Origin of the sequence: Streptomyces chattanoogensis (assembly GCF_001294335.1) — a bacterium.
Taxonomy (GTDB): Bacteria; Actinomycetota; Actinomycetes; order Streptomycetales; family Streptomycetaceae; genus Streptomyces; species Streptomyces chattanoogensis.
In genome coordinates, this window is sequence record NZ_LGKG01000153.1 from 54,951 (window position 1) to 77,216 (window position 22,266).

The following is a 22,266-nucleotide window of genomic DNA, read 5'->3' on the forward strand; positions in this document are numbered from 1 at the left end:
GACCACCGCATTCGCAGGGGCCGCGAGACCGCCGCAGCATGACGCTCTCCCCTCCCCGTACCGGCGGCCGCGTCCCCGTGACACGGCCGCCGTCCTGTGTCGCACGTCCGCCCTCACCATCTGATGGGTGGACGATGGGGACACGTGAAAGGGGTAGAAATGACCGGCACCGCGCCCAGCCCTCAACGCACCACACCCGGCACCGGAACATCCGCGCTCATCACCAACAGCCAGGGCGAATACCTCCTCCACCTGCGCGACAACATCGAAGGCATCTGCTGGCCCGGCTACTGGGCCCCCATCGGCGGCCGTCCCGAACCCGGCGAACCCCTCGCCGACGCCATCGCCCGCGAGCTCAAGGAAGAAACCGGGCTCACCATCCCCCTGACAGCATTCACCACCGTCCACCAGGACAACGCCGAACACCTCGGCAAAGGCACCATTGCCGTCTACACCGGCCACTGGGACGGAGACGCCCACGCCCTCCCCCTCACCGAAGGCGTCATGCTCCACTGGTTCCCGGTCTCGGTGCTCCCTCGGCTCCGCGTGCCCCCATGGTGCAGGGAGGCCATCCGCATCCACCAAGCGGCTTGACCACCCGGCCAGTGCGAAGGAGGCCCGGGAGCTGCTGGGCGTACCGGCGACTGGCACTGAGGCCACCGGGACGGCGGGGCCGAGAGAGCAGGCCCGACCGCCCGGGAAACCATCCAGTCACCGCGGGCATCCAAGCACTGCCGACGCACCGAGCTGCGCCGTCTCCACACCCCCTTAGCTCTTTCCACCGCCGCGCCGACCTGGGCAGCATGAGGTCAGCATCAGCCCCGCCGGCCCCGCTTCCGACCGTCGCGGACCGCCACGGACCGCCACGAACTGCCAAGATCAACAACTACTCAAATGAGCTCTGACCTGGTGAAATGCTGGTCAGAGACACGCCTGCCAGTCTCACACGGAGGTACCCATGAGGATGCTCATCAACGTCGCCGAAACCGTCGTGGCCGACGCGCTCCGGGGGATGGCGGCCGCGCACCCCGATCTGGTGGTGGATGCGGAGAACCGGGTGATCGTGCGGCGGGATGCGCCGGTGGCGGAGAAGGTGGCGTTGGTGTCCGGGGGCGGCAGTGGGCATGAGCCGCTGCACGGGGGGTTTGTGGGACCTGGGATGTTGGATGCCGCATGTCCTGGAGAGGTGTTCACCTCGCCGGTGCCGGATCAGATGGTGCGGGCCGCGGCGGCCGTGGACAGTGGGCGCGGTGTGCTGTTCGTCGTGAAGAACTACACCGGCGATGTGCTCAATTTCCAGATGGCGGCGGAGCTGGCGGAGGACGAGGGGGTGCAGGTCGCCAGTGTGCTCGTCAATGACGATGTGGCGGTGACCGACTCGACCTTCACGGCGGGGCGGCGTGGGACGGGGGCGACGCTGTTCGTCGAGAAGATCGCCGGGGCGGCGGCCGAGGAGGGCATGCCGCTGGAGCGGGTCGAGGCGCTGGCGCGGCGGGTGGTGGAGTCCTCGCGGAGTTTCGGGGTGGCGCTGAGTGCCTGTACGACGCCGGCGAAGGGCAGTCCGACGTTCGATCTGCCGCCTGGTGAGCTGGAGTTGGGGGTCGGGATCCACGGTGAGCCGGGGCGCGAACGGCGGGCGATGATGACCTCGCGCGAGATCGCGGACTTCGCGGTGGATGCCGTTCTGGAGGACCTCGAGCCGCGGCTGCCGGTGCTGGTCCTGGTGAACGGCATGGGGGCGACGCCGCTGCTGGAGCTGTACGGGTTCAATGCCGAGGTGCGGCGGGTGCTGGACGAGCGCAAGGTGCCGGTGGCTCGTACGCTCGTCGGGAACTATGTGACGTCGCTGGACATGGCGGGGTGCTCGGTGTCGCTGTGCCAGGTCGACGGCGAGCTGCTGCGGCTCTGGGATGCGCCGGTGGAGACGGCGGGGTTGCGCTGGGGCCGGTGAGCCCGCCCGCCGCGCCACCGCGGAAGCCCGTGCGCTGACACCATGTGCCGGGGCCCTGACAACCTGACCAGGAGGAGTAGTTCGTGTCCGACACCGTCTTGGATGCCGCGTTCTTCGTCCGGTGGATGACGGCCGCGGCCGCTTCCGTCGAGCGGGAGGCCGGCCGGCTGACCGAGTTGGATTCCGCCATCGGGGACGCCGATCACGGGAACAACATGCAGCGGGGGTTCGTTGCCGTGGTGAAGGTGCTGGAAGCCGATCGGCCCGAGGCCCCGGGCGGGGTGCTGGTGGCCGCGGGGCGGCAGTTGATCTCGAGCGTGGGGGGTGCGTCGGGGCCGTTGTACGGATCGCTGCTGCGGCGCAGCGGGAAGGCGTTGGGTGAGGCGGCACAGGTGACGCGGGAGGAGCTGCGGGCGGGGCTCCAGGCAGGGGTGGATGCGGTGGCGCAGCTGGGCGGTGCCGCGCCGGGGGACAAGACGATGCTGGATGCGCTGGTGCCGGCGGTGGCGGCGCTGGGGACGTCGTTCGAGGAGGCGGCCACGGCGGCCGAGGAGGGCGCGCTGGCGACCGTACCGATGCTGGCCAGGAAGGGCCGGGCGAGCTATCTGGGGGAACGCAGCATCGGGCATCAGGATCCGGGGGCGACCTCGTCGGCGCTGCTGTTCGCGGCCCTGGCGGAGGTGGCGAAGTGACGGGGGGCGCCGCGCCGGTGGGGATCGTGCTGGTGTCGCACAGCGGGCCGGTCGCCGAGGCGGTCGCGGCGATGGCGGCGGGGCTGGCCGGCGGCGGGGCGACGGCCCCGGTTGCCGCGGCCGGTGGTACGCCGGACGGCGGGCTCGGTACGAGTACGGAGCTGATCGGCGCGGCGGCGCGGGAGGTGGACCGGGGCGCCGGGGTGGCGATCCTGGTCGACCTGGGCAGTGCCGTACTGACCGTCAAGGCCATGGTTGCGGAGGGGGACGAACTCCCCGAGGGCGCACGGCTGGTGGATGCGCCGTTCGTGGAGGGCGCAGTGGCGGCCGTGGTCACCGCCTCGGCCGGCGCGGATCTGGACGCGGTGACGGCGGCGGCCGGGGAGGCGTACGGCTACCGGAAGGAGTGAGGGGATGTGAGGGGTGAGTAAGGGGGGTTACGGCTTGCGGGCGACGGCCGCGTAGCAGGCCGCCTCGGCGTCGGTGACGCGGGTGGCGTCCCCGGCATGGTCGGGGCGCCACTGGTGGGAGAGGGCAAGGCCCGGCTCCAGCAGCTCCCAGCCGTCGAAGAAGCGGAGGAATGCGGCGCGTGAGCGGAACTGGAGGGTGGTGCCCGCGGCGCGGTAGATGTCGAGGATCTTCTGCATGGCCTCGGGGGCGAAGTCCGCGGTGCCATGGGTCATCGTCAGGGTGCTGCCGCTGGGCAGGGCGGACTTGAGGGTGTCGACGATGGTGTGGGCGCGGTCCCGGCCGTCGTCGGTGACGAAGTGCATCAGCGCGTTCAGGCTGAGCGCCACCGGTTTGCGCAGATCGAGGGTGGCGAGGAGCTGCGGCGCGGTGAGGATGCCCTCGGGGTCGTTGACATCGGACTGTACGTACGCGGTGCGTCCTTCGGGGGTGCTGAGCAGGAGCGCCGCGGCGTGGGCGAGGACGATGGGGTCGTTGTCGGTGTAGACCACGCGGGCGTCGGGGGCGATGCTCTGGGCGACCTCGTGCAGGTTCGGCGGGGTGGGGATGCCGGTGCCGATGTCGAGGAACTGGCGCATACCCGACGCGGCGAGCAGGCGTGTGGCGCGGTGCATGAACTCACGGTTGATGCGGGCGGCGAGCGGTGCGGCGGGGAAGACGTTCGCCACGTCGGCGGCGGCCATCCGGTCGGCCAGGAAGTTGGTCTTGCCGCCGAGGAAGTAGTCGTAGATGCGGGAGGAGTGGGCCCGGTCGAGCTGCAGATCCACCACGGGCTCGGTGCGGTCGCGGTCGTTCATCGTCAGCTGCCTCTCCCTGTACGGCCCTTCGCGGCCACGGCGCGCCGGCGGCCGCGGCCGGTGTTTCGAATGCCGTTGTCCGTACCGTCGTTCGTTACGGCGTTCGTTACAGCGTTCGTGACGGCTTCCGGTCCGGCGTCCGTACCGTTCTCCGTCCGGCAGTTGGAGCACTGCCCCGCACGGTCCGGATCATGCGGAGCAGGCGCTGCGCCCCGGCGTGCGCCCGGCGCGTCAACGTGCCGCGCGAACATGCCTGTGGCACGCGTAGTCATATGAATACGCGGCGGAAGATTTCTTGTGCCCCGGTGCCACAAACGGCCGCGGTTTCCTGTTCATTAGAGGTGAGGGCAGACAGTCCTCCCGCTGCCACCCGCATCCTCGGTGCGGCAGCAGCGGAGCACGGCGAACGGAACGAGGACGGCTCGTGGGCGCAAACCGGGACCGACTTCTGCCGGCGTGCGCGGAGGCGCACGGCCATTGTGCGGACTTGGCCGCGCTCCCCCGCCGGCTGCCGGCCGTCCCGCCCGCCGCCGCTCCGGACCCGTCGGCCCGTCAACTGTCCATAGCGCTGGAGGCGTTCCACGCCACGCATGCACCGAAGTGGCTGACGTACGCCTATCTGCACACCGGCAGCGAGGCCGCCGCCCGCGAGGTGACCCGGTCCGCCTTCCGGCGGCTGGGCCGGCTGTGGCCGCATGCACTGCGTCAGGCGTCCGTGGAAGCGTTCGCCTGGTCGGTGCTCAAGGAAGGCGTGGTGGAGTGGCTGTACGACCACCGGCAACCCACCGCGCTCACCGAAACGGCCGCCTTCGCGATCGTCGCCCATGCCCTGCTGCGGGAGTGCCAGCAGCGGTTCGCCCTGCTGGAGAGCCAGTTGGGACTGTACGCGGCCATCGCGCGGCTGCCGGAGCGGCAGTGCGATGTGATCGTGCTGCGGCATGTCATCGGGTACGGCGACGCGCAGATCGCCGCGCTGCTCGGCGTGGACGAGGTCACCGTCCGCTCCCATGCGAGCCGGGGAAAGCGCAAACTCGCCGCCGCGCTCGGCATCGATCAGGGCACGACGGCGCGGGACGCCCATGAGGCGGACGCCGCACAGGGCACCTACGACACCCGCGGCACCCGGGATCTGCACGACATACCCGACCAGCTCGATAAATTAGACAAACTCGACAACCGCGATGAATCAGCAGGGGGGAATTGACCATGTCGCACACCGGTCGCACCGGTCACACCGATCGTGCCGATCACACCGGGCGGCGGGACACCGTTGAGACGCTGCTGAGCGCCGCCGCGGCGGTGGCCGGAATCAACGGCCTCGCCGGCTTCTGCGCTCTCGACGACGCGGGCGCGCTCGGCGGTCTCGGCTGCTTCGATGCCGTGCCGGACGTGGAGCTGGAGGTGCGCTGCGGTACGCAGGCCGCGGCGGGGCCCGGTGCGGCCGGTCACGGCCCCCGCCCGGACCGGGGTGCACCCAGCGCCTATCCCAGCGCCCGCGACGAGGCCACCCACGAGCTGGAGCTGGCCTGCGCACTGGTGGTGAACGCGGCGGCGGCCGCGGCCAGCCTGGAGCGGCTGGTCGACGACCACCACATCGACCCCGAGGGTGCCCTGGTCTTCGCCTGTCTGCTGCATATCACTGGGCGTTTCGACGCGGCGCAGTTCTGGTGGCACTTCGGCGCGGGCGCGGGGAGCCGGACCGCCGCGTACTGCCTCTATCTCTCGCACCGGCGCAACGGGGAACACCGGGATGCCGACTACTGGCGCGGGCAGGCCGCGCATGCACCGGACGAGGAGCGTCCGACGGTGGCCGCGTTCGACGAGAAGCAGCTCCTGCCGGACGCGGCCCGGCACAATCTCCTCGTCCAGTGGCACAGCGGGCTGGCGCCGACCCTGCCGACCGCACTGGAGAATGTGATCAACCGCCTCGTGGTGGACAGCAACGACGAGGATTTCGGCGAGATCCCGCGGCCGTCGCCGACGCTGGTGCGGGATCTCGGGCGGGCCAACTAGCCCTGAGGCGCTTCGAACGGAGCTGTTCCGGAGGACAAGCGGGGCTGTTTCAGAGGAAGTTGACGCCCTGGGCGAGCGGGAGGCCGGCGGAGTAGTTCACCGTGTTGGTGGCCCGGCGCATATAGGCGCGCCAGGCGTCGGAGCCCGATTCGCGGCCGCCGCCGGTCTCCTTCTCGCCGCCGAACGCGCCGCCGATCTCCGCCCCCGAGGTGCCGATGTTGACGTTGGCGATACCGCAGTCGGAGCCGTCGGCGGCGAGGAAGCGCTCGGCCTCGCGCTGGTCCTGGGTGAAGATGCTGGACGACAGGCCCTGGGGGACGTCGTTGTGCAGGGCGATGGCCTCCTCGAGGGTGCGGTAGGTCAGGACGTACAGGACCGGGGCGAAGGTCTCGGTGCGGACGATCTCGGTCTGCTCCGGCATCCGGACGATGGCCGGGCGGACGTAGGCGGCGTCCGGGGCCTCGGTGGCGAAGCAGCGGTCGCCGCCGGTCAGGAGCTTTCCGCCGTCGCGTTGGGCGGTGGCCAGCGCCTCGGCCATCGCCGTATGGGCGGCCGTGGTGATCAGCGGGCCGACGAGGGTGGCGGCGTCGAAGGGGTCGCCGAGCGGGAGTTGGCCGTAGGCGTGCACCATCCGCTCGGTGAGGCGGTCCGCGATGTCCTCGTGGACGATCAGCCGGCGCAGCGTCGTACAGCGCTGGCCCGCGGTGCCGGCGGCGGAGAAGACGATGCCGCGGACGGCGAGGTCGAGGTCGGCGGAGGGGGTGACGACGGCGGCGTTGTTGCCGCCGAGTTCCAGGAGGCAGCGGCCGAAGCGGGCGGCCACCCGCGGGGCGACCTGCCGGCCCATCCGTACCGATCCGGTCGCGCTGACCAGCGCCACCCTCGGGTCGTCGATCAGCCGCTCGCCGCAGGCGCGCGCCCCGAGCAGCAGCCGGTGCACGCCGGGCGGCGCACCGGCATCGGCGGCGGCCCTGGCGAGCAGGGCGTCGCAGGCGAGCGCGGTGAGCGGGGTGAGTTCGGACGGCTTCCAGACGACGGTGTCGCCGCAGACCAGGGCGATGGCGGTGTTCCAGGACCAGACGGCGACGGGGAAGTTGAAGGCGGAGATGACGCCGACGACGCCGAGCGGGTGCCAGGTCTCGGCGAGGCGGTGGCCGGGGCGTTCGCCGGCGATGGTGCGGCCGTAGAGCTGCCGGGACAGGCCCACCGCGAAGTCGCAGATGTCGATCATTTCCTGGACCTCGCCGAGCGCTTCGGAGCGGATCTTCCCCGCTTCGATGGTGACGAGGTCGGCGAGGTCTTCCTTGTGGGCGGTGAGGAGTTCGCCGAGCCGTTTGACCAGGGCGCCGCGGCGGGGTGCCGGGACGGTGCGCCAGTGGTGGAAGGTGCGGTGGGCTTCGTCGACGGCCGCGTCGGTCCGTTCCGCGGTGGCGGCGGGCAGCCGGGCGAACGTGCCGCCGGTGAGCGGCGTGCGGGCCAGGACGGTGTCGGCTCCCTCCGTCCCGGTGGCGGCGGCTGCGTCGAGGTCGGCGCCGCAGCGGCGCAGGGCTGCCGTCGCGCGGGCGCGCAGGGAGCCGGCGTCGGGGAAGCGGGGGGCGGGAGTGTGGGAAGCGGGGGGTACGGGGGGCATGCTGAGGCTCCTTGGACAGATGGCCGGTAGTGGCCGGTCAGGGGGCGGGTTCCGGGTCGCCCAGGGCGCGGAGCGCCGCGCCGGCGCCCAGGGTGGCCAGGGCCTGGCGCAGTGAGCGGTCCTGCTGTGCGGCGTAGAGGGCGAACGGGTCGAGTACCGGACGGCCGATGGCTTCGGAGAGGCGGTGGGCGTCGAAGGGGGTCCCGGTCAGGGCCGTGTCGCGGGTGCCTTCGCCGGTGAGGTTGGAGCGGAAGATGCCGGCGGCGGAGCGGGGCAGGAAGTCCTCGTAGACGATGGGGCGGGCGGTGAGCCAGCCGCCGTCGAGGAGGCCGACGAGGTCGGCGGGCGGGCGCCGGCCGTCGCGTGGGCGTCCGGCCACCGGGTGGTAGGTGAAGAACGCCTGCTGTTCCACGGCCAGTTGGTGTTCGGTGCGGGGGAAGGTGCGGTGCCAGAGGGTGCGGGCGGTCTCCTGGCGGTCGGCGTCCGGGTGCCGGGCCATCCGGCGGTCGGTTTCGGCCATCAGGTCGTCGTAGCGGGCCCGGCCCGCACGGGTCAGGGCGATGCCGCGGGCCTCGACCTCGCCGAAGCGGACCCGTAGCGCGCCGGCGGTGATGCTGCCGTCGGGCTCGCGGAAGCGGCGGGGCTCGGCGAGGGCGCGGAAGGACGTCTGACGCAGGAGGACGTCCGGGCCGTCCCAGCGCGGGGGACCCTGGATCCGGTCGATCATGGTGATGCCGCGCTCGCCCATGCGGTGGTAGAGGGCGTCGATGTCCAGGACGCGGGGGGTGAGGTGGTTGATATGGGTGGCGGCCACCCCGCCGATGTCGGCGGCCACGGCGGAGATCCGCTCCAGTTCGGCGTACCAGGTGCGGTCGACGGGCTCCGGGGAGAGCTCGAAGGCGGCCACCGCGAGGGTGAGGAAGCGTTCCGCATCGGGTTCCGGGAGACCGTCCCACTTCTCTGCCTGTACAGCCAGTTGGAGCAGTTCGGGCGGGAAGAGGCGGCGGCGGCCGAGGAAGGTGCCGAGGCGGGATTCCAGGTCGGCGTCGAAGAAGCGGCGGTCGGAGGTGGTGAGGAGCGAGGTGAAGACGCGGAAGGGGTTGCGGTCCAGTTCCTCGGTGCCGGTGGGGCGGAAGGCCGTGGAGACGACCGGTACGGCGCCGACCTCGCCGTCCCGCAGGTCGTAGAAGCCGACTGGGTGCATCCCGAGGGCGGCGAAGATCTGGGCGGCCTGGCGCAGTTCGTCCTCGGTGCCGACGCGGATGGCGCCGTGGCGTTCGGCGGTGACCCGGGAGATGCTGCCGAGCCGTTCCGCGTCCGGGTCCCGGCCCGCGACCTCGTCGTTGATCCGGCCGGCCACCTCCAGGAGCGTGGTGTAGGCGGGCACTTCGGTTCCGTACATGTCGGAGAGCCGACGGGCGAACGCGGCGCGTAGCCGCCAGGTGGGGACCATGCGGGGCTCCGGGGCGTAGGACGTTGGACGTTCGGTGTTGGGCGTTCGGTCTTGGACGTTGGGCGTTGGACGCTGGGCGTGGGACGTTGGGCGTTCGGTGTGGGGCGTCGGAGGTTGGACGTCGGACGTTCGGCGTTGAGTGCGGGTGGGGGGAAAGGGGACGTGGGACGTGGCCCTCGGATTCAGATGATGTGGGCCTCGGGGCGGGTGGCCCGGTCGGCGTGGCCGTCGAAGCGGGTGGCGGTGAGCGGGGTGATGTCGAGGAACGGCGCCCGGCCGAGGTAGAGGTCGCGGATGATCTCGCCGACGGCGGGGGCCTGGAGGAAGCCGTGGCCCGAGAAGCCGGTGGCGTAGAGGAAGCGGCCCGGGCGGGCGGCCTCGCCGATCAGGGCGTTGTGGTCGGGGGTCATCTCGTACAGGCCGGCCCAGCCGCCGGTGACGGGCAGCCGGGCGAGTTCGGGCGCCCGGCGGGCGGCCGCGGTACGGAACGGGCGCAGCCATTCACGGGAGAACCGCCGCCCGAATCCCGGCTGTTGGTCCGGATCGGACAGGCCCAGCAGCAGGCCGTCGGCGGTGTCGTTGTGGAAGTAGAGGGTGGAGGCGAAGTCGAGGGTGAAGGGGATACGGGGCGGGGCGGGGACCAGGGGGCCGGTGAAGGCGATCTGGCGGCGCAGCGGGGTGACGGGGAGGTCGACGCCGGCCATCGCTCCGATGGCGCCGGACCAGGCGCCGGCGCAGCAGATCACGGTGGACGTGGCGACGGTGCCGTACGGGGTGCGGACGGCGTGGAGCGCGCCGTCGGCGGTGTCGATCGCGGTGACCGGGCAGCGGGTGCGGACGGTTGCGCCGAGCCGCCGGGCCGCGCCGAGGTAGCCGGTGACGGCGGCCTTGGGGAGGGCGTAGCCGTCGGTAGGTGAGTAGGCGGCGGCGACGATGCTGCCGGGGGCGAGGTAGGGGCACAGGTCGGCGGCCTCGCGCGGGGTGATGATGCGGCTGGGCAGGCCGAGGGCGTTCTGGGTCTCCACTCCCCTGGTGAAGGTGGCCAGTTCGGTGTCGTCGCCGAGGAGGAAGAGGTAGCCGACGGATGCCAGGCCGATGTCGGCGCCGGGGCGGCGGGCGAAGGAGCGCCAGGCGTCGAGGCTGCGCAGGCCGAGGCGGATGTTGAGCGGGTCGGAGAACTGGGCGCGGACGCCGCCGATGGGTTTGCCGGACGAGCCGGAGGCGGGCCGGTCGCGTTCCAGCAGCAGCACATGGCGGACGCCGGCCTCGGCCAGGTGGAACGCGATGCTCGCGCCGATGACACCGCCGCCGATGATCACGACGTCGGCATGGTCGGGGAGGCCGGTCGGGCCGGGAAGGCCGACAGGTTCGGGGAGGCCGACGGGTTCGGGGAGGGGGACGGATGCCGCGGGGTGAGCCATCGAGGCCGCCTTCCCGTCGTCTTCGAGCGGGACCGCCCGGGGGTGAGCGGATCACTTTTTGTGAGCGGATCACTTTTGATGGTGGCGGGTGGGACGTCCCACGTCCATGCACCGTTTCTGGACGCGATCTTTCAGCAGCTGTGGTCATCGGCTCTGGAGCCCGCGGGCGTGGGGTACGCATCCGGCATGGAATTTCCGGGGGTCCAGCTCAGGGCGCTGCTGGAGCTGACCCGTAGCGGCACGATGACGGCCGCCGCGGCGGCGCTGGGCTATACGCCGGGCGCGGTGTCCCAGCAGATCGCCGCGCTGGAGCGGGCGGCCGGAACGGAGCTGGTGAGGCGGCTGGGGCGGCGGGTGGAGCTGACGGACGCCGGGGCCACCCTCGCCGCGCACGCCGAACGGATACTGGCCGCGCAGGCCGAGGCGGTGGCCGCTCTGGAGCGCGGCCGGGGCGAGGTCACGGCCCGGCTGCGGCTGGGGGTCTTCGGTACGGCGGCGGCCGTTCTGCTGCCGCCGGCCCTGCACCGGCTGCGGGAGCGGGCTCCGGGGGTGTGCGTGGCGAGCCGCGAGCTGGATGTGGACCAGGCGTACACGGAGGTCTGCGCCGGTCGGGTGGATCTGGCACTCGGCCTGGACTATCCGGATGCGCCGCTGGCGCTGGACGGTGCGGTGGAGTTGGTGCGGCTGCGGTCCGAGCGGTTCGGGCTGGCCGTCGCGGCCGGGCGGGTGACCGGGCGGCGCGCGCTGCGGCTGGCGGATGCCGCCGGGTTCGACTGGATACTGCCCGCGGCCGGCTCGTACTACGGGCGGGCGATACGGGCCGCCTGCCGCCGCGCCGGGTTCGAGCCGCGGGTGGTCCATGAGGTGACCGACACCGCCACCTCGCTGGCGATGGTCGGGGCGGGGCTGGGGGTCACGCCACTGACGGAGCTGATGCTGCGGCTGCGGTCCGAGGGCATTGTGCCGGTGCCGTTGGAGGACGTGGTCGAGCGGCACATCGTGGTCGCGGTCGGCGCCGCCGCACGGCAGCGGCCGTCGGTCGAGGCGCTGATCAGCGCGTTGCGCGAGGGCGCCGCGCCGTAGCGGGGCGGGCCGCCGGCACGAGAACGATCCCGCGGCTCCGAGCGCGTGTCCGGCCGTGTTCCTCCGGACAGGTCCCTGCCCACGCAGGGCTCGCCGGCTCGGATTACCGTGGCCTCGGATCACCTTGGCGACGGATCGCCTTGGCGACGGATCGCCTTGGCGTCGGCGCTCCTTGGACATCCGACGTCCCACGTCCCTCACCACCCCACGTCCCCTCACCCCACGACGTCCCTCACCACCCCACAGCCCTCACCTCCCCCGCATCACCCGGCCCGTCGTCTCCTGACCCGCCCTGGAGGTACCGGTGTATGCCGCCCTTTCGGCGAGAGCCGCACGTTCCCTGTCGCTGGCCGTCGCGCTCGCCGCCGGCACCGGTCTGGCGACGGCCACCCCCGCGGCCCCCGCCCCCGAGCCGCCGCCCCCGGACACCACCGCCCCCCGCCACCGGCCCGGCCCCCGCCACGGCCCGACTCCCGGTCACGAGCCCGCTCCCCTCTACGAGTCCACCGATGTGGCGGTCTCCGGCGAGGGCGCGCACACCTACCGCATCCCCGCCCTCGCGACGCTCCCCGACGGCACCCTCGTCGCCGCCTACGACCGGCGCAACAACAGCGCCGCCGACCTGCCCGGCGACGTGGACGTGATGGTGCGGCGCAGCACCGACAACGGACGGACGTGGAGCCCGCCGCAGGCGGTCGCCGACTACGGCGGCGGGGCGGGCGCCGGTGACCCCAGTCTGCTCGCCGACCGGTGGACCGGCCGCCTCTTCCTCTTCCACGCGTACGGCCCCAAGGGCATCGGCTTCGGCAACGCGGGCATGGGCAACGACCACGACAGCACCACGATCCTGCACACCGATCTCCACTACTCCGACGACGGCGGCCGCAGCTGGCGCGCCCGGCGCCTGACCCACGACCTCAAGGACCCGACCTGGCTCGGGATCTTCGCCTCGTCCGGCACCGGCATCCAGCTGTCCACCGGGCGGCTGCTGCAGCAGTACGCGTTCCGTAAGGCCGACGCCAGCATGTGGGCGGCCAGTGCGTACAGCGACGACCACGGGGAGACCTGGCGTCTGGGGAGGCCGGTCGGGCCGCTGATGGACGAGAACAAGACCGTCGAGCTGGCCGATGGCCGCATCATGCTCAACAGCCGCACCGGCAGCACCACCAGACGGCTGGTCGCCCACTCCCGGGACGGCGGGCTGACCTACAGCTCCCCGGTCGCGGACGACGAGCTGGTCGACCCGGTCAACAACGCGTCGGTCCTGCGCTACGACCCCACCGCGCCGCCCGGCCACCCGCGGGCGCACTGGCTGCTGTTCAGCAATACGGCCAGCGCCACCGCCCGGCGGAACCTCACCGTCCGGCTGTCCTGCGACGACGGGCGCAGCTGGCCCGTGTCCCGGGTCGTGACGCCCGGACCGTCGGCGTATTCGACGCTGACGCGGCTGAAGGACGGCACGTTCGGGCTGCTCTACGAGTCGGGGCCGTACCGGAAGATCACGTTCGCGCGGTTCGACGGCTCCTGGCTGGGGGCGGACTGCCCGGCCGCATGACTCCCGTCGGGGACCCCGACGGGGCCACCGCACTGGCCGTCACCCGGGTGCCCCGTCGCCTCACACGAACGGGTCATCGCCGGGCAGCGGCGGCTCGTCGACCGCGGGCGGCCACGACGGACGCGCGCCGTCGGGGACGGCCGCCAGCGCATGGCCGACGGTCGGGAAGCAGGAGAAGACGCCCAGCGACTGGGTGCCGACCAGCAGCCGCAGCATCCGGACGCCGAGCGAGGCCAGGAACAGCCGGCCCTCCAGCCGCCGGCACAGCCACTCCAGGGCCAGCAGACAGCTCAGGCCCCGCGAGTCGCAGAAGCGCAGGGCCGTCAGATCGAGCACGAGAAAGCGGTGGCCGGCCGAGACGATGGACCGCGCCTCCGTGAGAAATGCCTGCTCGGTCCGGAGATCCAGCTCCCCGCTGACCCGCAGCACCGCGCACTCCTCCGCCTCGACGACCGTCGTGACCGCCAAGGACCGCATCTCCGCACTCATGGCGTCCAGACTAAGCGCCCTTTTCCGCCGCATCACCGGCACGGCCCGCCCTCGTACACGGGCCGGACCCGGGTCGCGCGCGGGACGGCACCCGCGGCGGCACGCACCACCGCGGGCAGACGTACGGAACGCTCCCCGGGCCGTACGGGCACCGGTACCGGCTTTCCGGCCAGGTCACGGCCGTCCTGGTGCGGGCAGAAACGGGCAGCCTTTCCCCCGTGACGGGCGGACTTCCGGCGTCCTACCGTTGCTATAAACCTCAGGCGGACAGAAACGGGCAGGTCAGTGACCGAACGCACCGTCGGCCGGGCCCGTCATCCGCGGGTCATGCCGATGTCGTCCACCAGCACCATCGCTACGGGCAGGAGAGCAGCATGAGGGCCGAGGAACGTCAGCACCGCCTCCTCGTGCTCGCCCGGCAGTCGGGGCGGGTCGAGGTCGCCGATGCGGCGGTGGAGTTCGGGGTCGCCCGGGAGACCGTGCGGCGCGATCTGAGCGAGCTGGAGCGGCGCGGTCTCATCCGGCGTACGCACGGCGCGGCGTATCCGGTCGAGAGCGCCGGATTCGAGACCACGCTGGCGCGCCGGGAGACCCAGCAGGTGGCGGAGAAGCGCCGGATCGCGGCGGCCGCGGTGCAGCTGGTGGGCGAGGCGGAGACGGTGTTCGTGGACGAGGGCTACACGCCCGAGCTGGTCGCCACGCTGCTGCCCACCGACCGCCCGCTGACCGTGCTGACCGCCTCGCTGCGCACCGCGTCGCTGGTCTCCGCGTCCGACTCCACCACCGTGCTGCTGCTGGGCGGCCGGGTCCGCGCCGGGACCCAGGCGACGGTGGGCTCCTGGGCCCGGGACATGCTCGCCCGGTTCGTGATCGATCTGGCCTTCATGGGTGCCAACGGCATCTCCCGTGAGCACGGTCTGACCACCCCCGATCCGGCGGTCGCCGATGTGAAGACGCAGGCCGTGCGCTCCTCGCGGCGGCGGGTGCTGGTCGGGGTGCACAGCAAGTTCGGGGCCAGCAGTTTCTGCCGGTTCGCCGAGGTGGGCGACTTCGACACGGTCGTCACCGACGCCGGGCTCTCCGCGCCGGAGGCCCACCGCTATTCCCTCCTGGGGCCGCAGGTGCTCCGGGTGTAAGCAGTCCGGGGGCCGCCCCGGTCGACACGCAGCGGACGGTGTCGGACGTCGAACGTAGGACGTCGGACATCCCCCGCCCGTACCCACACCATCCACAGCTCACCGCCGAAGGCCCCGCTTCCCCCGGCCGTCGGACGGTCTCCCCAGCGTGCCCGCAGCACGGTTCCCCACGCCAGGTGCGGCACCCGCCATATGTCCCCAGAAAGGTAAGAGCCGTGAGAGCACAAACCCCCCTGCGTAGCCGTACCTTCCGCGTCATGGGGCTGACCTCGGTCGCCCTGTCCCTGACGCTGTCCACCGCCGCCTGCTCCGGCGGATTCGGCGGCGCGAACGGCGCTTCCGACACCCTCAACGTGCTGATGGTCAACAACCCGCAGATGGTGGATCTGCAGCGGCTCACCGCCGAGCACTTCACCAAGGAGACCGGCATCAAGGTGAATTACACCGTGCTGCCGGAGGACGATCTGCGCGACAAGATGAGCCAGGACTTCTCCAGCCAGGCCGGCCAGTACGACGTGGCGAGCCTCAGCAACTACGAGACGCCGATCTACGCCCGCAACGGATGGCTCGCCCCGGTCGGCGAACAGGCCGCCAAGGACACGAAGTTCGACCAGAAGGACATCCTCCCGCCGCTCCGCAAGTCCCTCACGGCCGCCGACGGCAAGATCTACGCGGAGCCCTTCTACGGCGAGTCGTCGTTCCTGATGTACCGCAAGGACCTCTTCAAGGCCGCCGGACTGACCATGCCCGAGCGGCCGACCTGGCAGCAGGTCTCCGCGATGGCGGCGAAGCTGGACGGCTTCCGCAAGGGCATGAAGGGGATCTGCCTGCGCGGCCAGCCCGGCTGGGGCCAGATGATCGCCCCGCTGTCCACGGTCGTCAACACCTTCGGCGGCACCTGGTTCACCAAGGACTGGAAGCCGCAGCTGGACAGCCCGGAATTCACCAAGGCCACCCAGTTCTACGTCGACCTGGTCCGCAAGCACGGCGAGGCGGGCGCCCCGCAGGCCGGCTACACCGAGTGCCTCAACGACATGCAGCAGGGCAAGGTCGCCATGTGGTACGACGCGACCGCCGGCGCCGGCTCGCTGGAGGGCTCCGACTCCAAGGTCGCCGGGAAGGTCGGCTACGCGCCGGCGCCGGTCGAGAAGACTCCCAGCTCCGGCTGGCTGTACACCTGGGCCTGGGGCGTGCAGAAGGCCAGCAGGAACCAGGACGCGGCGTGGAAGTTCATCAGCTGGGCCTCCAGCAAGGAGTACGAGGAGCTGGTGGGCAACAAGCTGGGCTGGTCCAGCGTGCCCGGGGGCAAGCGGGCCTCCCTCTACGAGAACCCGAAGTACGTCAAGGAGTCCGGAGCGTTCGCCAGGGCGACCGAGCAGGCGATCAGCTCGGCCCGGCCCGGCAACCCGGGTGTGCAGCCGCGTCCGGCCCCCGGTATCCAGTTCGTCGGCATCCCCGAGTTCGCCGACCTGGGCACCAAGGTCTCGCACGAGGTGAGCGATGCGATCGCCGGCGCGCAGAGCGTCCCCGAGGCCCTCAAGAAGAGCCAGCGGCTGGCGCAGGAGGTGGCCGATGCCCACCGCCACTGAACCGACCCGGCGCAGCCCCCGCGCCCGGGACACCGTCCCGGCACCGGGCAGACGGGCGGCCCGCACCCGGCGCAGACAGCGGGCCATGGACTGGGCCCGGCGGGCGCCCCTGCTGCCCGCGCTGGTCTTCCTGATCATCGTGACCCAACTGCCGTTCGTGGCAACGGTGGTGATCTCCTTCCTCCATTGGAACGCCCTCGCCCCCGAGAACCGCGGCTTCGCCGCCTTCGACAACTACAAGGCCGTCTTCACCGACCCCGCGATGCGTGCCTCGATGGGCACGACCGTGGTCCTGACCGTGACCGTGGTGCTGGTCAGCCTGCTGCTGGGGCTGGTTCTGGCGCTGCTGCTCGACCGGAGCTTCCGCGGCCGCGGCATCGTACGGACCCTGCTCATCACGCCGTTCCTCGTCGTACCGGTCGCCTCCGCGCTGCTGTGGAAGCATGCGCTGTACAACGCCTCGTACGGGCTCATCAACGGCTCGCTGACCTGGATCTGGGGGCTGTTCGGCAGCGACAGCCCGCCGCAGCCGGACTGGATGACCGACTCGCCGCTGGCCGCGGTGGAAGTGTCGCTGATCTGGCAGTGGACGCCGTTCATGATGCTGATCCTGCTCGCGGGACTGCAGAGCCGGGCGACGGACGCGATCGAGGCGGCGCGGATGGACGGCGCCCCGGCCTTCGACATCTTCCGCTATCTGACCCTGCCGCATCTGCGCCGCTATCTGGAGCTGGCCGCGCTGCTCGGGACGGTCTACGTCGTCCAGAACTTCGACGCGGTGTTCACCATCACCTCCGGCGGCCTGGGCACCGCCAACCTCCCGCCAACCCGCCCAGCCTCGGCGCCTCGCTCAGCCTGCACGGCTACCGCGAGTTCTTCGGCGCGGGCACCGGCGTCAGCCCCTGGCCGCCGCTGATCAACTCGCTCACCGCCTCGGTCGTCTCCACCCTGCTGGTCCTGGCGCTGGCCGTACCGGCGGCGTACGCGCTGTCGATCAAGCCGGTGCGCAAGTGGAGCGATGTGCTGTTCTTCTTCCTCTCCACGAAGATGCTGCCGCTGGTGGCCGGGCTGCTGCCGATCTATCTGGTCGCGCAGAACAGCGGGATGCTGGACAGCATCTGGCTGCTGGTCATCCTCTACACCTCGATGAATCTCCCGATCGCGGTGTGGATGATGCGCTCGTTCCTCGCCGAGGTCCCGGCCGAGATCATGGAGGCCGCGCAGATCGACGGGGCGGGGCTGGGCACCACCCTGATGCGGATCGTGGCGCCGGTCGCCATGCCGGGCATCGCCGCGACCGCCTTGATCTCCTTCATCTTCAGCTGGAACGAGCTGCTGTTCGCCCGGGTCCTGACCGGGATCGTGGCCGGCACCACGCCGGTGTTCCTGACCGGCTTCGTCACCAGCCAGGGCCTGTTCCTGGCCAAGGTGTGCGCCGCCGCAGTCGTCATCTCCCTCCCGGTGCTCATCGCCGGATTCGCCGCCCAGGACAAGCTCGTCCAGGGCCTCTCCCTCGGAGCCGTGAAATGAAAGCCGCAGTCATCAGCGCCCCCGGGAAGGTGGAGGTCACCACCGTCGACGACCCCACCCCCGGTCCCCGCGAGGTCGTGGTCTCGGTCGCCGCATGCGGGCTGTGCGGTACCGATCTGCACATCCTCCAGGGCGAGTTCGCCCCCACCCTGCCGGTCGTTCCCGGCCATGAGTTCGCCGGTACGGTCGTCGCGACCGGCAGCGCCGTCACCGAACTGGCCGAGGGCGACCGGGTGGCCGTCGACCCGTCCCTCTACTGCCACGAATGCCACTACTGCCGGATCGGCCGCAACAACCTGTGTGAGCGCTGGGAGGCGATCGGGGTGTCCACGGCCGGCGGCGCCGCCGAGTTCGCCGTGGCGCCCGTCGCCAACTGCGTCAAGCTGCCCGATCACGTCCGTACCGAGGACGCCGCCCTGATCGAGCCGCTCTCCTGCGCGGTACGCGGCTACGACATCCTGCGCTCCCAGCAGCTGGGCACCCAGGTCCTGATCTACGGCTCGGGAACCATGGGCCTGATGATGCTCGAACTGGCCAAGCGCACCGGGGCCGCGGGCGTGGACATGGTCGACATCAACCCGGACCGGCTGGCCACCGCCCGCACCCTGGGCTGCAGCAACGCGGCCGGCTCCGCCGACGAGCTCGACCGGCCGCGCGGCTGGGACGTGGTCATCGACGCCACCGGCAGCGAACGCGCCATCCAGGACGCGCTGGGACGGGTCGGCAAGGGCGGCACCTTCCTCCAGTTCGGGGTCGCCGACTACGCCGCCCGCGCCGTCATCGAGCCGTACCGCATCTACAACCAGGAGATCACCATCACCGGCTCGATGGCCGTACTGCACAGCTACGAACGCGCCGCCGAGCTGTTCGCGGCGGGCGTCCTGGACCCGGAGGTGTTCATCAGCGACCGGCTGCCGCTGACGGAGTACGGGGCGGCGCTGGACCGGTTCAAGGCGGGGCAGGGGAGGAAGATCCAGGTCCTGCCGTGAGGACCGCGGGCGCCCGGGCCCCCTCTCCCTCCTCGGGGGCCCGGGCGCCCGTGCATCACAGCCGTACGGGAGCCAGCTCACCGTGCAGCAGCGCCGCGCCGAGCGGGGTGAGCGCGTGGACGACGCACCCGCCGTCGCGGCGGCTGTGGGCGAGACCGGCCTCGCGCAGCGCGCTCACATGCTCGCTGGCCGAGGGGGCGGAGACCCGTAGCCGGCGGGCCAGTTCACCCGTGGTGACGGGCGCACCGAGGGCCGCGAGGACCCGGGCCCGGGTGCGGCCGAGCAGCGCGGAGAGGGCCTGCGGGTGGCAGGCGCGGGCGGTGGCGGGGGCCCAGCCGGTGGTGTGGGCGACGGGGTGGACGAGGACCGGAGGCAGGTCCGGGTCGGCCAGCGCGATGGGCCGGCGCCAGCAGAAGTGGGACGGGATCAGCCGCAGCCCGCGTCCGTGCAGGCGCAGATCGCGGTCGCAGGGGTAGTCGACGTGGAGCACCGGCGGCTCCCAGCGCAGGTACGGACTGAAGGAGTTGAGCATGCCGTCGACGCCGCCCTGGCACAGTGCGCGGCTGCGGGCGGCCCGGTCGCGGTCGGCCGTGGCGGTCGCCTCCGTCCAGTCGGGAGCTATCACCGCCCGGTGGACCTCGGCGAAGGCGGCGGCCAGTTCGTCCAGGGGCTGCCGGCTTCCCTTGGCGACCGCACCGGCCCAGCGCGGCAGCCGCGCCGGGAGCGCGGCCCGGCGGATCTCCGCGGCCAGCCGGGCCCTGGGCGTCTCCCGCAGCGCCTCTAGCCCGGCCGCCAGGCCGTCGCGTCCGGCATCGGGGGTCAGAAAGTCCGGGAAGTAGCGGGCGTCGCCCGGCGCGAGCGCGCCGATCAGCCGGGCGGCGCGGGTCAGCCCGCGGTCGGCCAGCTCGGCGCGGGCACGGGCCCGCCAGGCCGCGTACACCGGCACACCGTGGCCGGGCGCCGTCAGCTGATGTACCGCCAGCACCGTTTCCCACAGCGGGTCCGGTGCCGAGGCGATCTGTACGCGTGCGATGTCCCGTTCGTCGAAATGGATACGCAACATGCGGCCCCCGCGGCATGCTCATGACCCCGTTCCCGGTGCCCCCGTCGTTCCCCCGCCGAAAGACGTACCCCGGGGTGCGGTGGTTCCCTGGCGGCTCCTCAGGGGGCGCCGTCGTCGAGCCGTCCGGCCAGCCGCTCCAGAAACACCCGCTGGCCCTTCACCACCCGCTCCGCCGCCTGTGCCGGGGTGAACCAGGCGACCCGGTCGATCTCCGGGAAGGCGGCGACCGTTCCCGAGCCCCGGGGCCATTCCATCTCGAAGGTTCCGGGCACGATGCGCTCCGGGTCGAGGTCGCTCTCGACGGCCCAGACGGTCACCACCTTGCCGCCGGACTGGCGGGCCTCGCCCAGCGGCAGATACGGCCCGTCCGGCGGCGGGATCCCCAGCTCCTCCTCGAATTCCCGCCGGGCCGCGTCCCGCGCTTCCTCCGGCGGTACGTACTCCCCCTTGGGCACCGACCAGGCCCCCGCGTCCCGGCGCGCCCACAACGGCCCGCCCATATGCGCCAGCAGCACCTCGGGACCGTCCGCCCGCATCCGGTACAGGAGCAGCCCGGCGCTGTGCTTCGCCGTCATGGCCGCGCTCCCGTCATGGCCGCCGCCCTTGTGCGAGCACCGTCTCCACGGTGTCCGCCTCCGCCGCCGTCTTGTCGTCCCGGTAGCGCACGACGCGGGCGAAGCGCAGCGTCACCCCCGCCGGATAGCGCGTGGACGTCTGAAGGCCGTCGTACGCGACCTCGACGACGAGCTCCGGCCGTACGGTGACGACGTACCCCTGCTCCGCCACCGCCAGCTCCTGGAGGCGTTCGGTCTGCCAGGTGAGGGTGGCGTCGGTGAGTCCCTTGAACGTCTTGCCGAGCATGACGAACCCGCCTTCCGGGCCGCGCGCGCCGAGGTGGAGGTTGGAGAGCTTGCCGGTGCGCCGGCCGTGGCCCCATTCCGCCGCCAGGACCACCAGGTCGAGTGTGTGCACCGGTTTGACCTTCAGCCATGCGGCGCCCCGGCGGCCCGCGCTGTACGGGGCGTCGAGGGCCTTGACGACGACGCCCTCGTGGCCGTCGCGCAGGGTCCGGGCCCAGAAGTCCTCGGCGGCGGCGCGGGCCGCGGCATCGGCCGGGTCGGACACCACCCGGCGGCGCACCCGAGCCTCCTCGGGAACCAGCCCCGCCAGCTCCGCGGCCCGGTCCGCGGCGGGCAGTTCCAGCAGGTCACGGTCGTCGAGCGCGAGCACATCGAAGAAGACCGGTGACAGCGGCAGCGCGGCCCGTGCGGCGCCGACGTCCACCCGCGAGCCGAAGCGCCCCGCGATGCGCTGGAAGGACATCGGACGTCCCACGTCGTCCAGGGCGATCACCTCGCCGTCCAGGATGAAGCGCGCGGCGGACAGGCTGCGCGCGACGGCGCCGACCTCGGGCAGGCGGTCGGTGACCTCGTCCAGGGTGCGGGTGTAGATCCGTACGTCGTCGCCGTCCCGGTGGACCTGCACCCGGATGCCGTCGAGCTTCTGCTCCACGGCGCACGGGCCGAGCCGGTCGAGGGCCTCGGCCACCGATGCGGCGCTCTGCGCGAGCATCGGGCCGACCGGGCGGCCGACCGTGAGCCGGAATTCCGCGAGCGCCGCGGGTCCCTCGGCCAGCAGCGCCCGCGCGACGTCCGGCAGCGAACCGGCCAGCATCACGGCCCGCCGTACGTCGCCCGCGGGCACCTCGGTCGCCGCCGCGAGCCCCTCGACCGCGAGGGCGTCCAGCGCCCCCTGCCGTACCTCCCCGGTCAGCAGCCCGTACAGAAACCGCTGCTCCTGCCCGGTCGCCGCGGCCAGCAGCTCCCGGACCAGCCGCCGGCGCTCCCGCTGCGCCCCGGCACCGGCCACCCGGGCCAGGCCGGTCAGCGCCGCGTCCACCTCGCGCACGGTGAGCGTCGCCCGCTCCGCCGCCGGCACGGGCTCGCGCAGCACGCTCCAGCCGACCCCGATCCGCCCCTGCGGCAGCCGCCCGGCCAGGTACGGAATGACGACCGGCACGTCCTGCGGCTCGGCAGCCCGGAACAGCCCCGCCAGCAGCGCGACCTTCCGGGTACGCGCCGAGGTGGCGGCGATGTCCGCGGAGACCTGGGCCAGGACGGCGAGGAGCATATGGCTATGGTGGCCCCTCCGCCGGTTCGCTGCGCTTTGCCTGGGCCGTACGTTTTCGGCTGTCCCGCCGTGGTGTCGTCTCGCCGTTGCGCCTGCGGCGGGCGGGGGTTGTGTGTCGGCCGCGGTGCCGGCCCTCCGGACTCCGTCCTGTGGTCCGTCCCCTCCCGACAGTGGGGGTGAGGGGGCTCGGCGGGGGCGAGCGTCCCACTCCCACTGCGCGCACGTACGGGCTTACGTCCACCCCCACCGTCTTTCCCCACCCACAACGGGGAGGTGC

The 22,266-nt window shown here is 72.3% G+C and carries 20 protein-coding genes and 1 pseudogene; 13 read left to right on the forward strand and 8 right to left on the reverse strand.

Features of this window, described 5'->3' with window-relative positions; genetic code table 11:
- The first annotated feature begins 159 nt into the window (after positions 1 to 159).
- From ADL29_RS26945 to ADL29_RS26960, 4 genes are all read left to right on the forward strand, one after another.
- The gene (locus ADL29_RS26945) at positions 160 to 594 is read left to right on the forward strand and encodes an NUDIX domain-containing protein (protein WP_053926179.1); all 435 of its coding nucleotides are present in this window, start codon (positions 160 to 162) and stop codon (positions 592 to 594) included.
- A gap of 364 nt (positions 595 to 958) precedes the next feature.
- On the forward strand, positions 959 to 1,951 hold the full coding sequence (gene dhaK / locus ADL29_RS26950) for a dihydroxyacetone kinase subunit DhaK (protein WP_046929207.1): 993 nt from the start codon (positions 959 to 961) through the stop codon (positions 1,949 to 1,951).
- An 83-nt stretch (positions 1,952 to 2,034) separates the two neighbouring features.
- Positions 2,035 to 2,643, forward strand: a complete 609-nt coding sequence (dhaL, locus tag ADL29_RS26955; protein WP_245689644.1) for a dihydroxyacetone kinase subunit DhaL — start codon at positions 2,035 to 2,037, stop codon at positions 2,641 to 2,643.
- Positions 2,640 to 3,053 (forward strand): PTS-dependent dihydroxyacetone kinase phosphotransferase subunit DhaM, encoded by a 414-nt coding sequence (locus tag ADL29_RS26960; RefSeq protein ID WP_053926180.1) that lies wholly within the window; start codon positions 2,640 to 2,642, stop codon positions 3,051 to 3,053. The genes dhaL and ADL29_RS26960 overlap by 4 nt, the downstream gene beginning before the upstream one ends.
- 27 nt (positions 3,054 to 3,080) lie before the next feature.
- On the opposite strand, the gene ADL29_RS26965 is transcribed toward ADL29_RS26960, so the two are convergent.
- Entirely contained in the window at positions 3,081 to 3,908 is an 828-nt protein-coding gene (locus tag ADL29_RS26965; RefSeq protein ID WP_053926181.1) for an SAM-dependent methyltransferase, read from the reverse strand.
- A 487-nt stretch (positions 3,909 to 4,395) separates the two neighbouring features.
- On the opposite strand from ADL29_RS26965, the gene ADL29_RS26970 reads away from it, so the two are divergent.
- Positions 4,396 to 5,112, forward strand: a complete 717-nt coding sequence (locus ADL29_RS26970) for an RNA polymerase sigma factor (RefSeq protein WP_245689645.1) — start codon at positions 4,396 to 4,398, stop codon at positions 5,110 to 5,112.
- A gap of 2 nt (positions 5,113 to 5,114) precedes the next feature.
- The gene (locus tag ADL29_RS26975) at positions 5,115 to 5,921 is read left to right on the forward strand and encodes a hypothetical protein (protein WP_053926182.1); all 807 of its coding nucleotides are present in this window, start codon (positions 5,115 to 5,117) and stop codon (positions 5,919 to 5,921) included.
- A gap of 49 nt (positions 5,922 to 5,970) precedes the next feature.
- Here ADL29_RS26975 and amaB read toward each other — a convergent pair whose 3' ends face one another.
- From amaB to ADL29_RS26990, 3 genes are all read right to left on the reverse strand, one after another.
- Complete coding sequence (gene amaB, locus ADL29_RS26980; protein WP_078971318.1) at positions 5,971 to 7,551, reverse strand: L-piperidine-6-carboxylate dehydrogenase; 1,581 nt, start codon at positions 7,549 to 7,551, stop codon at positions 5,971 to 5,973.
- 37 nt (positions 7,552 to 7,588) lie between these two features.
- A complete protein-coding gene (gene hglS, locus ADL29_RS26985) occupies positions 7,589 to 9,004 on the reverse strand; it encodes a 2-oxoadipate dioxygenase/decarboxylase (RefSeq protein ID WP_053926183.1) in 1,416 nt (471 codons plus the stop codon).
- 182 nt (positions 9,005 to 9,186) lie between these two features.
- Complete coding sequence (locus ADL29_RS26990; protein ID WP_078971319.1) at positions 9,187 to 10,425, reverse strand: NAD(P)/FAD-dependent oxidoreductase; 1,239 nt, start codon at positions 10,423 to 10,425, stop codon at positions 9,187 to 9,189.
- Between the two features lie 186 nt (positions 10,426 to 10,611).
- Here ADL29_RS26990 and ADL29_RS26995 point away from each other — a divergent pair, with 186 nt between their 5' ends.
- Both ADL29_RS26995 and ADL29_RS27000 read left to right on the forward strand, forming a co-directional pair.
- On the forward strand, positions 10,612 to 11,508 hold the full coding sequence (locus ADL29_RS26995; protein ID WP_053926202.1) for a LysR family transcriptional regulator: 897 nt from the start codon (positions 10,612 to 10,614) through the stop codon (positions 11,506 to 11,508).
- A gap of 304 nt (positions 11,509 to 11,812) precedes the next feature.
- On the forward strand, positions 11,813 to 13,063 hold the full coding sequence (locus tag ADL29_RS27000) for a sialidase family protein (RefSeq protein WP_053926184.1): 1,251 nt from the start codon (positions 11,813 to 11,815) through the stop codon (positions 13,061 to 13,063).
- Positions 13,064 to 13,123: 60 nt separating this feature from the next.
- On the opposite strand, the gene ADL29_RS27005 is transcribed toward ADL29_RS27000, so the two are convergent.
- The gene (locus ADL29_RS27005; protein WP_387869804.1) at positions 13,124 to 13,552 is read right to left on the reverse strand and encodes an STAS domain-containing protein; all 429 of its coding nucleotides are present in this window, start codon (positions 13,550 to 13,552) and stop codon (positions 13,124 to 13,126) included.
- 374 nt (positions 13,553 to 13,926) lie between these two features.
- On the opposite strand from ADL29_RS27005, the gene ADL29_RS27010 reads away from it, so the two are divergent.
- From ADL29_RS27010 to ADL29_RS27030, 5 genes and pseudogenes are all read left to right on the forward strand, one after another.
- Positions 13,927 to 14,688, forward strand: a complete 762-nt coding sequence (locus ADL29_RS27010) for a DeoR/GlpR family DNA-binding transcription regulator (RefSeq protein WP_046929199.1) — start codon at positions 13,927 to 13,929, stop codon at positions 14,686 to 14,688.
- 257 nt (positions 14,689 to 14,945) lie between these two features.
- A complete protein-coding gene (locus ADL29_RS27015; RefSeq protein WP_053926185.1) occupies positions 14,946 to 16,277 on the forward strand; it encodes an ABC transporter substrate-binding protein in 1,332 nt (443 codons plus the stop codon).
- The gene (locus ADL29_RS27020; RefSeq protein ID WP_425424284.1) at positions 16,261 to 17,193 is read left to right on the forward strand and encodes a carbohydrate ABC transporter permease; all 933 of its coding nucleotides are present in this window, start codon (positions 16,261 to 16,263) and stop codon (positions 17,191 to 17,193) included. Before ADL29_RS27015 ends, ADL29_RS27020 begins: the two co-directional genes overlap by 17 nt.
- A pseudogene (locus ADL29_RS27025) lies at positions 17,103 to 17,807 on the forward strand (carbohydrate ABC transporter permease); the annotation flags it as partial. The gene ADL29_RS27020 and the pseudogene ADL29_RS27025, both read left to right, overlap by 91 nt.
- Positions 17,804 to 18,796, forward strand: coding sequence for a zinc-dependent alcohol dehydrogenase family protein (locus ADL29_RS27030; RefSeq protein WP_053926186.1), 993 nt, complete (start codon positions 17,804 to 17,806; stop codon positions 18,794 to 18,796). The pseudogene ADL29_RS27025 and the gene ADL29_RS27030, both read left to right, overlap by 4 nt.
- 55 nt (positions 18,797 to 18,851) lie before the next feature.
- On the opposite strand, the gene ADL29_RS27035 is transcribed toward ADL29_RS27030, so the two are convergent.
- The 3 genes from ADL29_RS27035 to ADL29_RS27045 form a co-directional block, all read right to left on the reverse strand.
- Complete coding sequence (locus ADL29_RS27035; RefSeq protein WP_053926187.1) at positions 18,852 to 19,859, reverse strand: ArsR/SmtB family transcription factor; 1,008 nt, start codon at positions 19,857 to 19,859, stop codon at positions 18,852 to 18,854.
- Positions 19,860 to 19,957: 98 nt separating this feature from the next.
- Positions 19,958 to 20,434, reverse strand: coding sequence for an NUDIX hydrolase (locus ADL29_RS27040; protein WP_053926188.1), 477 nt, complete (start codon positions 20,432 to 20,434; stop codon positions 19,958 to 19,960).
- Positions 20,435 to 20,447: 13 nt separating this feature from the next.
- Entirely contained in the window at positions 20,448 to 21,989 is a 1,542-nt protein-coding gene (locus ADL29_RS27045) for an ATP-dependent DNA ligase (protein ID WP_053926189.1), read from the reverse strand.
- Positions 21,990 to 22,266 lie beyond the last annotated feature (277 nt).

Coding starts and splice junctions, on each gene's coding strand:
- ADL29_RS26945 (WP_053926179.1), top strand. CDS start 160: ATGACCGGCACCGCGCCCAGCCCTCAACGCACCACACCCGGCACCGGA.
- dhaK (WP_046929207.1), top strand. CDS start 959: ATGAGGATGCTCATCAACGTCGCCGAAACCGTCGTGGCCGACGCGCTC.
- ADL29_RS26965 (WP_053926181.1), bottom strand. CDS start 3,908: ATGAACGACCGCGACCGCACCGAGCCCGTGGTGGATCTGCAGCTCGAC.
- ADL29_RS26975 (WP_053926182.1), top strand. CDS start 5,115: ATGTCGCACACCGGTCGCACCGGTCACACCGATCGTGCCGATCACACC.
- amaB (WP_078971318.1), bottom strand. CDS start 7,551: ATGCCCCCCGTACCCCCCGCTTCCCACACTCCCGCCCCCCGCTTCCCC.
- hglS (WP_053926183.1), bottom strand. CDS start 9,004: ATGGTCCCCACCTGGCGGCTACGCGCCGCGTTCGCCCGTCGGCTCTCC.
- ADL29_RS26990 (WP_078971319.1), bottom strand. CDS start 10,425: ATGGCTCACCCCGCGGCATCCGTCCCCCTCCCCGAACCCGTCGGCCTC.
- ADL29_RS26995 (WP_053926202.1), top strand. CDS start 10,612: ATGGAATTTCCGGGGGTCCAGCTCAGGGCGCTGCTGGAGCTGACCCGT.
- ADL29_RS27005 (WP_387869804.1), bottom strand. CDS start 13,552: ATGAGTGCGGAGATGCGGTCCTTGGCGGTCACGACGGTCGTCGAGGCG.
- ADL29_RS27010 (WP_046929199.1), top strand. CDS start 13,927: ATGAGGGCCGAGGAACGTCAGCACCGCCTCCTCGTGCTCGCCCGGCAG.
- ADL29_RS27015 (WP_053926185.1), top strand. CDS start 14,946: ATGGGGCTGACCTCGGTCGCCCTGTCCCTGACGCTGTCCACCGCCGCC.
- ADL29_RS27020 (WP_425424284.1), top strand. CDS start 16,261: ATGCCCACCGCCACTGAACCGACCCGGCGCAGCCCCCGCGCCCGGGAC.
- ADL29_RS27030 (WP_053926186.1), top strand. CDS start 17,804: ATGAAAGCCGCAGTCATCAGCGCCCCCGGGAAGGTGGAGGTCACCACC.
- ADL29_RS27035 (WP_053926187.1), bottom strand. CDS start 19,859: ATGTTGCGTATCCATTTCGACGAACGGGACATCGCACGCGTACAGATC.
- ADL29_RS27040 (WP_053926188.1), bottom strand. CDS start 20,434: ATGACGGCGAAGCACAGCGCCGGGCTGCTCCTGTACCGGATGCGGGCG.
- ADL29_RS27045 (WP_053926189.1), bottom strand. CDS start 21,989: ATGCTCCTCGCCGTCCTGGCCCAGGTCTCCGCGGACATCGCCGCCACC.